Origin of the sequence: Paenibacillus sp. ICGEB2008 (assembly GCF_000307675.1) — a bacterium.
Classification (GTDB): Bacteria; Bacillota; Bacilli; order Paenibacillales; family Paenibacillaceae; genus Paenibacillus; species Paenibacillus polymyxa.
Genome location: NZ_AMQU01000029.1, coordinates 178,976 through 194,242, shown reverse-complemented (window position 1 = coordinate 194,242; position 15,267 = coordinate 178,976). Strand labels below are relative to the sequence as shown.

Annotated in this window: 9 protein-coding genes; 4 read left to right on the top strand and 5 right to left on the bottom strand. The window is 43.9% G+C overall.

All coding sequences use genetic code 11. The features are described 5' to 3' along the window. Positions 1-8 precede the first annotated feature (8 nt). Complete coding sequence (locus C400_RS0124410; RefSeq protein ID WP_017428557.1) at positions 9-743, bottom strand: thioesterase II family protein; 735 nt, start codon at positions 741-743, stop codon at positions 9-11. Between the two features lie 224 nt (positions 744-967). Here C400_RS0124410 and C400_RS0124405 point away from each other — a divergent pair, with 224 nt between their 5' ends. The 3 genes from C400_RS0124405 to C400_RS0124395 all read left to right on the top strand — a co-directional run bounded on the left by C400_RS0124405 (position 968) and on the right by C400_RS0124395 (position 5,310). Continuing rightward, positions 968-3,403, top strand: coding sequence for a GH36-type glycosyl hydrolase domain-containing protein (locus C400_RS0124405; protein WP_017428556.1), 2,436 nt, complete (start codon positions 968-970; stop codon positions 3,401-3,403). Between the two features lie 95 nt (positions 3,404-3,498). Next, entirely contained in the window at positions 3,499-4,623 is a 1,125-nt protein-coding gene (locus tag C400_RS0124400; protein ID WP_017428555.1) for a GGDEF domain-containing protein, read from the top strand. Positions 4,624-4,791: 168 nt separating this feature from the next. Then, positions 4,792-5,310 carry an NAD(P)H-dependent oxidoreductase gene (locus tag C400_RS0124395; RefSeq protein ID WP_017428554.1) on the top strand — a complete coding sequence of 173 codons (519 nt, stop codon included), beginning with the start codon at positions 4,792-4,794 and terminating at the stop codon, positions 5,308-5,310. Positions 5,311-5,403: 93 nt separating this feature from the next. Here C400_RS0124395 and ectB read toward each other — a convergent pair whose 3' ends face one another. Beyond that, the gene (ectB, locus tag C400_RS0124390) at positions 5,404-6,666 is read right to left on the bottom strand and encodes a diaminobutyrate--2-oxoglutarate transaminase (RefSeq protein WP_017428553.1); all 1,263 of its coding nucleotides are present in this window, start codon (positions 6,664-6,666) and stop codon (positions 5,404-5,406) included. Between the two features lie 549 nt (positions 6,667-7,215). On the opposite strand from ectB, the gene C400_RS0124385 reads away from it, so the two are divergent. Next, positions 7,216-7,908, top strand: a complete 693-nt coding sequence (locus C400_RS0124385; RefSeq protein ID WP_016819022.1) for a response regulator transcription factor — start codon at positions 7,216-7,218, stop codon at positions 7,906-7,908. Between the two features lie 5 nt (positions 7,909-7,913). Here the strand turns inward: C400_RS0124385 and C400_RS0124380 are convergent, their stop codons facing one another. The 3 genes from C400_RS0124380 to C400_RS0124370 all read right to left on the bottom strand — a co-directional run bounded on the left by C400_RS0124380 (position 7,914) and on the right by C400_RS0124370 (position 15,091). Continuing rightward, entirely contained in the window at positions 7,914-10,478 is a 2,565-nt protein-coding gene (locus C400_RS0124380; RefSeq protein ID WP_017428552.1) for a hybrid sensor histidine kinase/response regulator, read from the bottom strand. A gap of 149 nt (positions 10,479-10,627) precedes the next feature. Further along, positions 10,628-12,628 carry a methyl-accepting chemotaxis protein gene (locus C400_RS0124375; RefSeq protein ID WP_017428551.1) on the bottom strand — a complete coding sequence of 667 codons (2,001 nt, stop codon included), beginning with the start codon at positions 12,626-12,628 and terminating at the stop codon, positions 10,628-10,630. A 387-nt stretch (positions 12,629-13,015) separates the two neighbouring features. Beyond that, positions 13,016-15,091, bottom strand: a complete 2,076-nt coding sequence (locus tag C400_RS0124370; RefSeq protein ID WP_017428550.1) for a thioredoxin domain-containing protein — start codon at positions 15,089-15,091, stop codon at positions 13,016-13,018. Positions 15,092-15,267: the final 176 nt, after the last annotated feature.

Sequence of the window (15,267 nt, the reverse complement as noted above, 5' to 3'; positions counted from 1 at the left end):
ACCTCTTTTTATTTTTGTATTCTACTAATCGCCGTACTCAGCTCCAAGGACTCATTGATGATTTCTGTAATTCGTTCTACTTCATCATGAATAAAGAAGTGTCCTCCCTCAAAGGTAAACACACGAAATTGCTGATCCGTATGCTGTGCCCACGCCTCTGCATCTTGTAGGGCCACCGTGTTATCAGTCAGTCCTGTCAAGGCGGTGATAGGGCAATGTAAAGGCGTGGCTTTGCTCATATACTTATACATCTCGACTGCTTTGAAATCTGCTCTTAATACTGGCATAAAATAGTCATACAATTCCTGATTGTCAAAAATGGCTTCCGAAAGTTGACCATACCTCTGCAAATGCGTTCTGAATTGATCTGCAGGCAGATCATGTAACCACGGGAGATTTCTTGGGATATGCGGTGCCCGTCCACCCGAAACAAATAGATGAGCCGGCTGGCCATATCCTCCAGCCACCAGCTTATAATACAGCTCGAATGCAATCATCGTACCCATGCTGTGACCGTATATGGCATAAGGATCACCAGGGGCTAACTCATGGCTGATTTGATGCAGCAGATCCTTGCTCATCTCCTCAATACTATCCTTAAGCGGTTCCCCAGAACGAATACCTCTGCCCGCCAATTCCAAAGGGACAAGTTTAATCTGTGGAAGCAGCAGCTTTTTCCATTTGAAGCTGACTGATGCCGATCCGCCTGCATATGGGATGAAAAATAATGTGATAGGTACCATTCTTGCAACCTCCTGTGTTGCGGAATTCTAACTTTTTTATTTTAGCACAAAAAGGTATATTTACCCATTTCAAATATTTTGCAAATTCGAAAAAGAGGGTTGACGAATTCAAGCACATTTTGCATAAAGCAGGAAATGTCTTTCTTAAGGAAGAACTGCTGTATGTTTGAATATAATCATGTGTTGGGTCTTTTATTTTTCCAATTTGAGAGGAGTCCTGCGCCATGAAGTATGGTTTCTTCGATGATGCCAACCAAGAATATGTCATCACCACCCCTCAAACTCCGTATCCCTGGATTAATTATTTAGGTAATGAACGATTTTTTGGACTCATCTCCAATACAGGCGGCGGCTATGCATTTTATCGAGATGCTCGCTTACGTCGCTTAACACGTTACCGGTACAACAATATTCCTGTCGATAACGGTGGTCGCTATTTTTATATTTATGCTGATGGAGATTATTGGACTCCGGGCTGGATGCCGGTTAAAAGGGAGCTGGAGCAGTATGAATGTCGTCATGGACTTGGATATACCTCAATTATGGGGGAACGCAGAGGGATTCGGGCTACGCAACTAGCTTTTGTGCCCCTATCTTTTGACGGCGAGGTCCACCAGGTCAAGCTTCAGAACACATCGTTACAAACTAAAAAGATCAAACTCTTTTCATTCGTCGAATTTTGCCTGTGGAACGCCTATGACGATATGACCAATTTTCAGCGTAACTTGAACACAGGCGAAGTTGAAATACAGGACTCTGTCATTTATCACAAGACAGAATACCGTGAGCGCCGCAATCATTATGCTTTTTTCTCTGCGAATCGTCCGCTGGCGGGCTATGACACAGACCGTGAAGCTTTTTTGGGTCTCTACAACGGACTGGATCAGCCCCACACCATCACCGCAGGGCAAGCGTCTAACTCGATAGCCAGCGGCTGGTCCCCTATCGGATCGCATTGCATTGAGATTACACTGGAGCCGGGCGAAGAAACAAGCTGTAACTTTGTACTCGGATATGTGGAAAACCCAGAGGAAGAAAAATGGGAGTCCCCCGGTATTATTAACAAAAAACAGGCTCATGCTATGATCGCGCAATTTGCGGATGAAACCGATGTGGACCGTGCGTTAAGTGAGCTGCGAAGTTATTGGAACAATCTGCTGTCTAAGTACACCCTTCAAAGTCACGATGACAAGCTGAACCGAATGGTGAACATATGGAACCCGTATCAATGTATGGTTACATTCAATATGTCACGTTCGGCTTCGTATTTTGAATCCGGTATTGGACGTGGTATGGGTTTTCGGGATTCAAATCAAGACTTGCTCGGCTTCGTCCACCAAATACCGGAGCGGGCAAGGGAACGGATTATCGACATCGCTTCTACTCAATTTGAAAATGGCGGGGCATATCATCAGTATCAACCGTTAACCAAAAAAGGAAATCACGAGGTTGGCGGTGGCTTTAACGACGATCCGCTGTGGCTTATTGTCGGTACCTCAGCATATATCAAAGAAACCGGAGACTTTGGCATACTGGAGGAACAAGTTCCCTTTGACGGGAATATAGATCGTGCCGCTTCGCTGTTTGAACATTTGAAGCGTTCTTTTTATCATGTTGTAGACAATCTCGGTCCGCATGGTCTTCCGCTCATTGGCCGGGCTGACTGGAACGACTGTCTGAATCTCAACTGTTTTTCTGCTACACCAGATGAGTCCTATCAGACGACACAGAATTTGGAGGGCCGCATAGCCGAATCTGTGTTTATCGCCGGACTATTCGTGTATACTGGACCGGATTTTATTGAGCTTTGCAAGCGCAGAGGTTTGAATGAAGAAGCAGTCACCGCTCAAGGACATGTGGATCGTATGCGGACAGCCACATTGGAGCATGGGTTTGACGGGGAATGGTTCTTGCGTGCGTACGACCATTATGGTAACAAAATAGGGAGCAAGGATTGTGAGGAAGGGCAAATTTTCATAGAGCCTCAAGGCTTCTGTGTAATGGCAGGAATTGGCATTGAAGAAGGCCTGGCTCATAAAGCTCTCGACTCTACACGTGATCGGCTGGAAACTCCCTACGGCATTGTACTACAACATCCGCCTTATTCCCGCTACTATATTAATCTGGGTGAAATCTCTTCTTACCCTCCTGGGTATAAGGAAAATGCAGGTATTTTCTGTCACAATAACCCCTGGATTATGATGGCAGAAGCTGTCATAGGACGCGGTGATCGCGCTTTCGAGCTGTATAGCAAAATTGCTCCCGCTTATCTAGAGGACATCAGCGACATTCATCGTACCGAGCCATATGTGTATGCTCAAATGATTGCAGGCAAGGATGCGGTTCGTGAAGGTGAAGCCAAAAATTCCTGGCTAACGGGTACTGCGGCTTGGAATTTTATAGCTATTACTCAATCCATCCTCGGTATTCAGCTGGAATGGGACGGTCTGCGTATTGATCCGTGCATCCCCAAATCCTGGGGAGAATTCACAGTCACCCGTGTCTTCCGAGGCGACACCTATGTGATTCATATCACGAATCCACAGCACGTCTCCAAAGGTGTAGCTACAGTTACCGTAGATGGCACTGTTCTAACGAATAATATTCTGCCGGTTGCAGGAGATGGAACTATTCACCAGGTAAAAGTGTTACTGGGCTAACGAGTTCGTGCCCTTCAAAAAAATTAGCTTCAACTTCACCACATAGTATCTTATAATACGAGAATGGCTATAGATACATTAAGTGTGGTGACATCATGAACAAGACAAAACGGCTTACTCAAACCATGGATTACAGAACAAAGCAAGCCCGCTGGGTGCGCAAAATGTTATTACTTTACTGGATGATTATAACCGTACATTTTATCGTCCAGCTGGGCAGCTACTTATTCCTTGATTATCCCGCTTCGCCTTATGAATTTTACGTTGGGGTCCTTATTGTTCCCACACTAATCATGAGTGGATCCAACTTACTTGCAGAACTGGCACATTTTAAATTTAACAGGTATTCTTTTGTGATTCTGTTTATGGCAAGCACCGTCATTTGTTGGATGATTATTCGCCTTAACTATGACATTCGGATTATTCCAGCGTTGTGCTTGTTGCCTATTTTCTCTTCAATCTTGTTCTTCAATCGTCGCTTAATATGGCTTTCTTTTGTATTGCAAGTGATCGTCTTCTTTCTATTGCTAGCAATAGATGGATCATTCCGCAGCTATTTGTCAGACTTTGATATCGTGGCGATTCCGACATTTTTGATTATGTCCACCTTTATTGCCCTCATTATTCAGGCCAGCGGCCGCGATTTGTTAGTGGATTTATACAAAACAAAGCGTGCTCAGCAGGAATTAATGATCAGTAACGCGATTATTAGTAAAATGTCCATGACTGATGGTTTAACGAAGCTATACAATCATTTGTCTTTCCAAAACTTTTATGAAAAAGCACTGGAATATGCAGAACAAGGCGCGATCATCCATCTGGCGTTAGTGGATATTGATAATTTCAAGAAGATCAATGACACTTACGGGCATCAGTTTGGAGATAAAATTTTGGAAGGCATCTCGCAAATTATTACAGAGCAGATTACAGCAAATGACATTCCGGCCCGCTATGGCGGTGAGGAGTTTGCTATTTTGATGTTCGAGCATACTTTTGAGGAAGCTTATCAGATTGTAGAGAACATTCGGCGTGAAGTGGAGAAAATGACCTTTCAGGAGAAAATGCAAATCGTTTCTGTAACCGTAAGCATTGGATTAAAAAGCTATACCGAGGATATGAACAAAGACAAAGATGTATTTTTCCAGGAGACAGACGACTATTTGTATCAAGCCAAGCGCTCCGGTAAAAATAAAATTGTTGCTCTTAACCATATCGCTTAATGTAAAAATGCATTTAATGCAACTCCGGCATATAGTTGTCGGAGTTTTTTTGTATGTAGAAACTTAAAATTGAGAAGAGTTGACAATTTTATGGATTGCAAACTAAAATGGTTACACGCGGAATGGTTATTTACTTACGAAAAATAAGCTTTAAGGAGATGGTTTTACATGTCAACACTCGTTATTGTTGTTCACCCTGATCTTGCAGAGTCTCGCGTTAACAAAAGATGGATGCAAGAACTCAAGAAGCAATCCAGTGTGACCGTTCACAACCTGTATGAAGTATATCCGGATGAGCAAATCAACGTTGCCCATGAGCAAAAACTGCTAGAGCAGCATGATCGTATCGTTCTGCAATTCCCTTTTTACTGGTATAGCAGTCCTCCCCTGCTGAAAAAATGGCTGGATAAGGTTTTAACCTACGGCTGGGCTTATGGAAGCGAAGGTGACAAGCTACAGGGCAAAGAGTTGTTGATCGCCTTGTCTGCTGCTAGCGTGGAGGAAAACTATCAACATGACGGACGAAACAGATATACGATCGAAGAGCTGTTGAGACCTTTTGAAGCTACAGGCCTTCTGATTGGTGTCAAATTGCTCCCTTATTTCGTGCAGTATGGTGCCGGAGTTTTGACAGATGAGCAGTTGGAGCAATCTGCACAAAAATACGTGCAGGCGGTTATTTCTTAATTTACACAAAATACCCCTTGGAAGGTGCCCACACCTGCTTGCCCTACAGCAGACGTTGGCTCCAACCAAGGGGCTTTGCTGATAGAATTACATTTACAGCGTAACCAAGTTGCTGGTTACCTGAGCCATGCTTTCTTTAATAATATTGCAGCCCTTGCTCAAGTTCTCCATACTTATCGTTAACGCTGGCATAATTTTAAGTACCGTATCGTTACGCCCAGCTCGCTCAATAATAAGCCCCTTACTAAAGCAGAGAGTTGCAACCTCCTTGGCGAAAGCTTCTCCCAGATGGGTCACATCAATTCCCCAGATCAGTCCCAAGCCGCGAATTTCAATAAGTGGATCCATTGTTTGGATATGTTCACGCAAGAACTGCTGAACAAAAGCTTCTTTTTCCTTCACTTGGGCTTCCAACCCAACCGTGTCTCTGAACTCCAGCGCCGCCTTTGCTCCGACAAACGCTAGCTGATTTCCACGGAAGGTGCCGTTATGTTCACCAGGACTCCAAATATCCAGTTCTGGCTTAAGCAGCAACAAGGACATTGGCAGACCGTATCCACTGATCGACTTGGACAAGACAACCATATCAGGCACAATGCCTGCTCGCTCAAACGAGAAGAACGAACCAACTCGGCCGCAACCGACCTGAATATCGTCAGCAATGAGCAAGATATCATGATCATCGCAAAGCTGTCGCAAATCACGCAGCCATTCGTTATCTGCAATATTAATACCGCCTTCAGCCTGTATCGTTTCCAAAATAATCGCAGCAGGCTTCTCCACACCGGAATGAGTGTCTGTTAAAAGCTGTTCCATGTACAAAATGGTATCCATTCCGTTAAATGTGCTGTTATAAGGTATAAAGGTAACATTATTCAGTGGGACTCCTGCGCTCTCTCGCATGGAGTTATTGCTGGTAATCGATAAACTACCGAGCGACATACCGTGGAACGCGCCCATAAAAGCAAAAACACCATTTCTTTTTTTTACCTTACGCGCAAGTTTCAGTGCTGCTTCCACTGCATTGGTTCCCGTCGGTCCGCAAAATTGAAGCTTATAATTCAAGCCCTTAGGCCGGAGAATACGCTCGGAAAAAGACTCTATAAACTCTTGCTTGGCCGTGGTGTACATATCCAGACCATGCATGATCCGATCGGAGGTTAAATAATCTAGTAACCGGTTTTTCATAAAGTCATTATTGTGCCCATAATTTAGAGCCCCTGCACCGGCGAAAAAGTCAATATATCCCTCTCCTGCCTCCGTGTACAAAACATCGTTTTTCGCTTTGTTGAAAACAACTGGAAAACTCCTGCAATAAGACCTTACATTGGACTCCAGTGTTTCGAATGTGTTCATAAATATTCGTCCTCCCGCTGACCTGATTTTTGAAAAATACAAGCATGGAAAGCAAAAAAAAGTGTAAATATGTAATCTAAAATGAGTAGACAGTCTGAATTCACAATGGGATATCCACACCATAAAATCTTGAGTACGATCACAAGAACATATAGAGTACAAAAGAATACAACAGAGATGCACATTGAGAGTAAGATGAATAGAAGATTAAATAGTGGGGTTTTCTAAGAGGTCTGTCAGAGGATGTCAACTCCTATGTAATAAAATACCATAATTTTCATTAAAGTCAATGCATGTTTCTGAGATCTTTTGTTAATTTATTGTAATTTTAGGACATTTCCTTGCAGTATATTGTTAAATAAATATGAAATATGACGTAATATAGTAATAAATCTCAAAAATAGTACATTTTCATATCAAATAGATATATATCTAGATCGTCCGGAGACTGGATTTCCATAATAAAGCTGAGCTTTTGACAGACTGACCAAAGGAGTTTACTCTATCAAAAGAACTTGCTAAATTTAAAAATAGATAAGGAAACACATCATGTCTAATGTTTTGATTATTGAAGATGATAATATGCTGGGTGACACTCTCTCCTTATATTTAACAGGGGAAGGCTACCACGTTACACGAGTGGAACAAGCGACTGAGGGTATTGCCCGACTCGATAGGGTACAGCCCGATATTATTTTACTAGATCTGTTGCTTCCAGATTTGGATGGCGTGAATCCCTGCCCACTGATACGCAAGCATACGGACGTACCAATCATCGTGATTTCTACAGAAAACGACATTTCAGAGCGCATTCGTACACTTACGTTGGGAGCAGATGATTATATTTGCAAGCCTTTTAGTATGCAAGAGCTCAAAGCACGGATCGAAGCTCTTTTCCGTCGGATCAAAATCACACGCTTGCAAGGAAGAGGCATTTCACCTGTAGCTGAACCTGAAACAGGCATTACTTTGGATCTGGCGAGAAGAATGGTTACCGTTAATGGTCAGATGGTAGAGATGACCTATTCGGAATTTGAGCTAATGAAGCTCTTTTATACGAACCGAGGAATTGTATTTAGTAGATATGCCTTGATTCAGGCTCTCCGTGGCACAGACTCCTTTATTAATGAGAGGGCAGTGGACGTACATATTAACCATTTACGTAGAAAGATCGAAAAAGACCCCAAGAAACCGCAATTGATTAAGACCATTTGGGGAATCGGTTACAAATTTATGCAATAACGCAGCTAGATCCAGGGAATGGATGATTTAATTTGATTAATCTCCTTTTGAACCCTACTCAGTTGCTCTCTCCAGTCTGGATACAGCTCTCCCCCTGAGGTTTCATTGCTGCGCTTCAATGCTTTCTCCAGCTTTATCACCTTTGCCAGCAGCTCAGTCGCGCACAGATTCCCCGTTCCTCCCTTCAGCGAGTGAATTAATCGAAGAGCAGAAGATAACTGACCATTGTCCATTTTTCTCACAACTCTTCTATCAAGATACTGGTATTCCTGTATCCATTTATGTAGGGCAAATTGAAAAATATACACCTTGCCATCCATACCGGCTATCGCTTTCTCCGCGTGAATACCATGTAATTCTTGCAGCCAAGCTAAATGAATCCAGCTATTTAACATTCTTGTTGCGGTTAATTCATGTACAGGCTTGAGCAGCACATCATTAATGCCTGCACGAAGACAAACCTCCTGCTCAGGCTGCACAGCATCCGCGGTAAAAGCGATAATGGGGAGTCTGTTAAAAGCTCTGTTTCTTCGAATATGTCTGGCCGTCTCAAAACCATCCATTTCCGGCATATGCAGATCAAGCAGCACCATATCCCATGAGCACCGCTCCAGTAATTCTATAACTTCTCTTCCATTTGTGACTATCGTTACCTCAAAACCACGCTCTGCCAAAAACTCAGTGATCACTACTTGGCTAATCTCGTTATCCTCTGCTATGAGGATTTGATATTTATGTGTTGAGACCCCAACTTCATACTGGAGGTCCATTGTTGCAACAGCTTCCAGACTATGATTATCTACAGACACTGGCTTTTCCTGCTCAGGTCTCAAGCGGAGCACCTCCAGAAGAGCGCTCCGGGTTACTGGCTTAGACAAAAAGGCATCTACCCCCTGCTCTGTAGCTTCAGCGGCTACTTCTTCCAACTGGAACACGGTTGTAAGCCCAATGACCTGAGTCATTTGCTTATCCAGTATATGAAGCCAATGCCTGCGTGATTCAAGCTCTCTAAAGTCTTCCATCCCCATATCAATCATAACCAAATCAAAATGTTCACCCTTTTGAAAAGCGTCTGAATATTCCTGTAAGGATGAAACGGTGAGTGTTTGTAGCCCCAAATCTTGCAGTAGTTCGTTCAGGCTGTGGCTCACCAGTTCATGCTGTGCAATGATTAAGGCTTTGCCGTTTACTGGTTTTTCCAGCTGTGTGCTTCTCGCATTAAAATCCCCTATTTCAAGCTCCACATTAAAGTAAAATTGACTATACTCTCCTAAACAGCTTTTCACTTCTACGCTACCGCCCATAGCTTCAGCCAATTGTTTGCTAATAGCCAAACCCAGCCCGGAACCCCCATATCTGTGGGTTGATGTACTCACTTGCGTAAAAGGGACGAATAGCTTGTCCATTCCGGTCTTGGAAATGCCTATGCCCGTATCTTCTACCATAAAAGAGACACTCACTCGTCCGTCCTGCTGGCTTACCATTTTTACCTGTAACAATACATGTCCCTGGTCCGTGAACTTAATGGCGTTGGTCAGAAGATTTAAAAGCACCTGTTCCATTCGAAGCGGATCTCCCTTGAACCTTTTCGGTAATTTCGGGTCCGCTATGAAAACGATCTCTACTTTTTTATGTTCCAGCAAAATCCCAACGGTATCTGCGAGATGCCGAAGCATGTGTTCCAGCTCAAATTCCGCCTTTTCCAGTTCTACCTTACGGGCCTCCATTTTAGAAAAATCCAAGACATTATTGAGCATGGACAAAAGAGTACGCGAGGAGGCGAGCAGCTTATGGAGGTAATCATTCTGAACGTCAGTCAGTTGAGTCTTACTCAACAGCTTTGAGAGGCCAATGATGCCATTCAGCGGCGTTCGAATTTCGTGGCTCATATGAGCTAGAAAAATACTTTTTGCATGGTTAGATTCACTCATCTCCTTTCTTTTCTGCTCGGAAGCTTTATACTCCGTAATATCCAATACATGACCGATGACATATCTGGTGAGTCCCTCGTCCCTGACAGGATGCAAGGTAATTAAAGCTGAATATTCCCAAAACTCCAATTCAAATACGGTCCGATCACCGAACCAAGCCTGTTTGTAGTATTCGGAAAGCTGCTCTAGTGTTTCAAAGGAAAGCTCCAAAATATCCCCGATACGTTTCACATGCTCCCATTTATTGAAATTGACTTGCAGATTCAGACCCATGCGCTCCAGCAATTCACCATCAAGCAGCATATAATAAAATTCATCCCCCCTTTTCTCCAGCCTGAAGGTAAAGCCAGGTTGAACTCGAAGTAAAGTTAGCAGATCATGATTTTTGTCAATCGAACGCTGTCCATTTGTATACCTGGCGGGGATTAGAGCCTGCCCAAACAGAGTCATGAACAATAGACCAATCCCTATTTCCAACCCGCAGGTCAGCAGTGTTCCACCACTTATGCCAAAATATAAGAACAGAACTCCTGCCAGCCCGTATAAGACGCCCGTGATCGCCTGACGAATGAGCTGACGCTGAAAAATCAAAACTAATAATAATATCACGATCGTATATAGCAACAAATCTCGAACCAAGTGTTCGTCCTCCTTGTAATCTCCCATACGTTGCGAAAAGCTGTATCGGAAATATAAAAAAACTCAGGACAGATTCCTTATGCCATTAGGCTTAAAGAACTGTCCCGAGCATTCATTGTACTATAGATTCCATAAGGTTCAAGCTCGTTTTAATATTTGAAACGACTGATCATCACCTTCAAATCAGCAGCCATATTGGAAAGCAATTGAGCAGAGGCTGAAATTTCCTCCATGGAAGCCAATTGCTCTTCTGAGGAGGCGGCCACTTCTTCAGATGTAGCGGCATTACCGGTTGCAATCGTCGCCAGCTCATTGGCTGTCGCTGCAATCTCTTGTACACTGGCTGAGATTTGCTGGGCTATCGAAGCAACCTCCTCTACCTGAGGCGTGGTCTCTCGAATGCCTTCCATCGCATGATTCAGCTTCACAATGGTCGCTTTGGAAATCTGTAGCCCATCCTTCACCTCAGTCGTAACCCTATCCATCGTCTCCACCGTAGTTTCGGTTTCATGTTGAATTTCGCCAATCAAGTTGGCAATCTGGGTGGCAGAACTCTGAGACTGTTCTGCCAGCTTACGCACCTCATCCGCGACGATGGCAAAGCCTTTACCATGATCACCTGCTCTAGCTGCCTCAATAGCTGCATTCAACGCCAACAGGTTCGTCTGATTGGAGATATCGCCAATGACCTTCGTAATTTCTCCAATTTCATGAGAGCGGGCTTGCAAGGTTTGAATCATCCGGTTGGAACGCTCTACTGACTCGTGAATGGAATTCATCTGCTCGCCTGTCTGCTCTACAGATTTTCGTCCTTCCTCAGCTTGCAAGGCAGATTGTCTGGCCAGATCCGCTACTGAAGTCGAGCGTTCAGCGATTCGAGTGATTCCATGTGCTATTTCATCCAGTGCCACCGAGTTATTTTCCAGCCCCATAGTCTGCTTCTCCGCACCGCTAGCAATTTCTTGCACGGCTTGGGACACCTGCTCACTTGCAGCGCTGGTTTGTTCCGCGCTTATCGTCAGCTCATTCGAGGAAAGAGCGACGTGATTTGCACTGTTTCCTACATTCTGAATAACAGATCGCAAGTTGTTCTGCATATTCTGAAAAGCTACTCCTAATTGTCCAATTTCGTCTTTGCTCATGACTTGAATGTCCTGTGTCAGATCCCCGGCACTCACATTTTCCGCCTGTTCTTTAAGTTTTAAAATCGGTTTAATGATGGAACGGATCAGGAAATAAACAATGATAACACCAATCACAAGACAACCAACAATGGTAAGCAAAGTGCTGATCAAAATCGGCTGAGCTGCTTCATCGACTTCAGATAAATAAAGCGTTCCGCCTATCTTCCAGCCTGTCAGCTTATTGGTCGCATAGTTCATATATTTGAGCTGACCTTCATATTCATATTCGTATTCACCAGTATCGCTTTGAAACATGCGTGATTCAATATCTGTAATTTTGGTGCCTGCTGTCTTCGTTGGATGAACAATGTAAGTATGGTTGCTATCCAGCAATATGGCATAACCCTCATGGCCTACTTTAATATTGTTCAATGTATCTTTAATACCACTAATTTTCAGGTCAATGCCAATAACGCCCGATCCATCTGTCGTTGCTCTCGACACTGTAACCGTCATCTGCTTTGAATCTGCCGAAAGATAAGGTGAACTAATTACTGTCTTTGTTGGTCCCTTTATCGCTTCATCGTACCAAGGTCTGATACGTGGATCATAATTATCGGGTAATTGCTTTTGTGGATAGGTTGTAATTTTAGCGTCTTTCGTACCATAATAGATGGATTCTGCTTCTGGGTGAAGTGCAGCATACTGTTTAAACAACTCTTCCAGTTTAGCCGCTTGTTCCTCCGTCTCGATCCGATTGCCTTTTAGTCTTTCTGCAAAATATTCTGCATCATGGATCTTGGGTTCAATGGTACTATCAATGATAAAATTTGTACGGATTATAGCCTGCTCGGCGCTCTCTTCAATCTGGTTTCGAATCTGCTGACTAGCGCTCACAAACGACAGAGCACCCACGATCATGGATGGTATGATCAAAAATGCAATAAAGGCCACCATTAGCTTTGTTTTAAAATTTTTACTGAGTATCCTCGATACCTTCCATTTTCTTCCTGAAAACTTCTTCATTACTAAGCATCTCCATTTCATCGCCTGAATTTTGTAACCTATGGTGAACCGCTTAAATCTTGTCGATGATGACAGTCACCCGACAGATTCTCTCTCACGTTTTTTCACATCTCTTGCTGAGATGCTTCGATATAAAAAAATATAAACACGCTAGTCGAATAGGTATATGTACTTATTTTTGAGCGCCACAAGGCTGAACGGAACCGGTTCTTTGATATAATATACCTAAAAATTATTAAAAAAAATGCAATGTAGATGTTAAGAAAATGTTAGTTTCCCCACACTATACCTACCTCTTTACATAAAATAATCCCCTTGAAGGTGGCACACATAAGGTCATTTATCGAAATCACCATATGCTACACCCGCAAGGGGATTAAATATGCTTTATTCCATTCTATCCAGCAAAGCCTTAAAATCGTCGATATGGGTGACCGGTGCCTGACAAGCAAAATGCTCACACACATATACGGCTGGTTTGCCATTCACAAGATCGTAATCATGGATATAAGGAGCTAATTCTGCAATCTCCGGCTGTCCTTTATCCTTAAAAATAACAACCATATCCGGCCTAAAACCAGCTTGAACCACCTGAACGAACTGGGCAGTCTGCGGATCATCCCTTTGACCCACAATCACAATCTCTTTCGTCTTTCCCGTCGCATACAACAACGCGCTGAGCAGCGCTGAGTAGCCTGAGGGGTAATGAGCAACCATCCCGCCAAAAGCCTTAAACTGCTTGGCTGCATAGTCTTCCAATCGAGTTTCCCCCGTTAGCCGCGCAAGCCGCACAAAATTATGGGCCGCAATGCTGTTACCTGACGGAATCGCACCATCATAAATTTCTTTGGGTCTGGATATCAATTGTTCGCTATCTGATCCGGTAAAGAATAATCCGTCCCGTTCTTCATCCCAAAACAGATCAATCATATTCTGATTAAGCGTCAGTGCCCGCCGTAGATATTGCACATCAAAGGTCGTCTGGTACAACTCGATCAAGCCCCACACATAAAAAGCATAATCATCTACATAGCCGGGGTAAGCTGCCTGACCGTCCCGATACCGTGCCAATAGGCGTCCATCCCCCCGTCTCAAATGGTTCCACAAGAACGTCTCTGCCTTTCGAGCTTGCTCAGTATATCTGGTATCTCCAAAAGCTTGCCCCGCCTTGGCCAAAGCAGCAATCATCAACCCGTTCCACGAGGTCAAAATCTTGTCATCCTTTTGAGGATGAACCCGCTGCTCCCTAGCAGTAAACAGCTTGGCCCGTAGCTCACTGACCCGCTGCTCTAGCTCTGGCTCGGTCAAGTCATGCTTGTTCGCATAGGCTTCCAGATTGATATCAATCAGGTTTGGAATATTGTGGCCTTCAAAATTACCGTAAGGTGTGATTCCGTACAAATCGTTGAAAAAAGCGGCATCCTCATCGCCCAGTACAGACTTTATCTCGGAGTCGCTCCAGACGTAAAATCTACCCTCTTCTCCTTCAGAATCCGCGTCCTCTGCCGAATAAAAGGCGCCACCTACATCCGTCATGTCTCTTGCGATATATGTAAAAATTTGTTCAGTGATTTGTCGATACAGTCTCTTGCCTGTCACCTGCCAAGCCTCTGTATACGTGATGGCCAACAAAGCGTTGTCATACAGCATTTTTTCAAAATGCGGCACCAACCATTTCTCGTCCACTGAGTACCTTGAGAATCCCATGCCTACATGGTCGTAGATTCCGCCCCGTGACATCGCATCCAGCGTCTTCTCTACCATTTCCAATGCCTGTTGATTCCCCGTATGTTGTGCATATCGCAGCAGAAAAGACAAGTTATGTGGAGAGGGAAACTTCGGCGCTTCTCCGAAGCCACCATATTCATGATCGAAGGTGTGACTGTATTCATGGAAAGCTTTATTCAAGCACTGCTCATCCAGTTCTCCGCGATAACCTGCAAGCAAATCCTGTCGTTCATGCTCGGTAAGCACCTGCTCACTCAGCTCCATCAGCTCATCCGGCTGTTCTTTCCAGCGGATTCCCACCTTACTTAGCAAATCCAAAAGTCCGACACGCCCAAACTTCTGCTCCTTGGGCAAATACGTACCCGCAAAAAAAGGCCTCTGATCCGGCGTCATCAAAATCGTCAGCGGCCAACCCCCATGCCCGGTCATCGTCTCGCAGATGGACATATAGATATGATCCACATCCGGACGTTCCTCTCGATCCACTTTAATGGATATGTAATCCCGGTTTAATACCTCAGCTACCTCTTCATCCTCGAAAGATTCTCTCTCCATTACATGGCACCAATGACAAGTCGAATAGCCAATCGACAAGAAAATAGGCTTGTTATCACGCTTAGCAATTTCAAAAGCTTCATCTGACCAAGGGAACCAGTTTACCGGATTGTAAGCATGTTGCAATAGATACGGTGACTTTTCCTTGGCTAATCTATTCGGTTTGCTGCTCGTTGACATGGGGCATCACCACTTCCGTAGTTGGATTTTATGCTCGGTATTATTTTACCCTAAATGGTTGGTAAAAGTCGGAAGAACAGAAAAAAGATAATGACCTTTTATCGAATCTATCAATTAATTGTTTATTCAGGTCATAAGTAGGTATGAAAAAGCACTGATGGGTATTCTCCAACAGT

Excerpts from the sequence above, each read along its gene's own strand:
- C400_RS0124410 (WP_017428557.1), bottom strand. The coding sequence starts at position 743 with ATGGTACCTATCACATTATTTTTCATCCCATATGCAGGCGGATCGGCA.
- C400_RS0124405 (WP_017428556.1), top strand. The coding sequence starts at position 968 with ATGAAGTATGGTTTCTTCGATGATGCCAACCAAGAATATGTCATCACC.
- C400_RS0124400 (WP_017428555.1), top strand. The coding sequence starts at position 3,499 with ATGAACAAGACAAAACGGCTTACTCAAACCATGGATTACAGAACAAAG.
- C400_RS0124395 (WP_017428554.1), top strand. The coding sequence starts at position 4,792 with ATGTCAACACTCGTTATTGTTGTTCACCCTGATCTTGCAGAGTCTCGC.
- ectB (WP_017428553.1), bottom strand. The coding sequence starts at position 6,666 with ATGAACACATTCGAAACACTGGAGTCCAATGTAAGGTCTTATTGCAGG.
- C400_RS0124385 (WP_016819022.1), top strand. The coding sequence starts at position 7,216 with ATGTCTAATGTTTTGATTATTGAAGATGATAATATGCTGGGTGACACT.
- C400_RS0124375 (WP_017428551.1), bottom strand. The coding sequence starts at position 12,628 with ATGAAGAAGTTTTCAGGAAGAAAATGGAAGGTATCGAGGATACTCAGT.
- C400_RS0124370 (WP_017428550.1), bottom strand. The coding sequence starts at position 15,091 with ATGTCAACGAGCAGCAAACCGAATAGATTAGCCAAGGAAAAGTCACCG.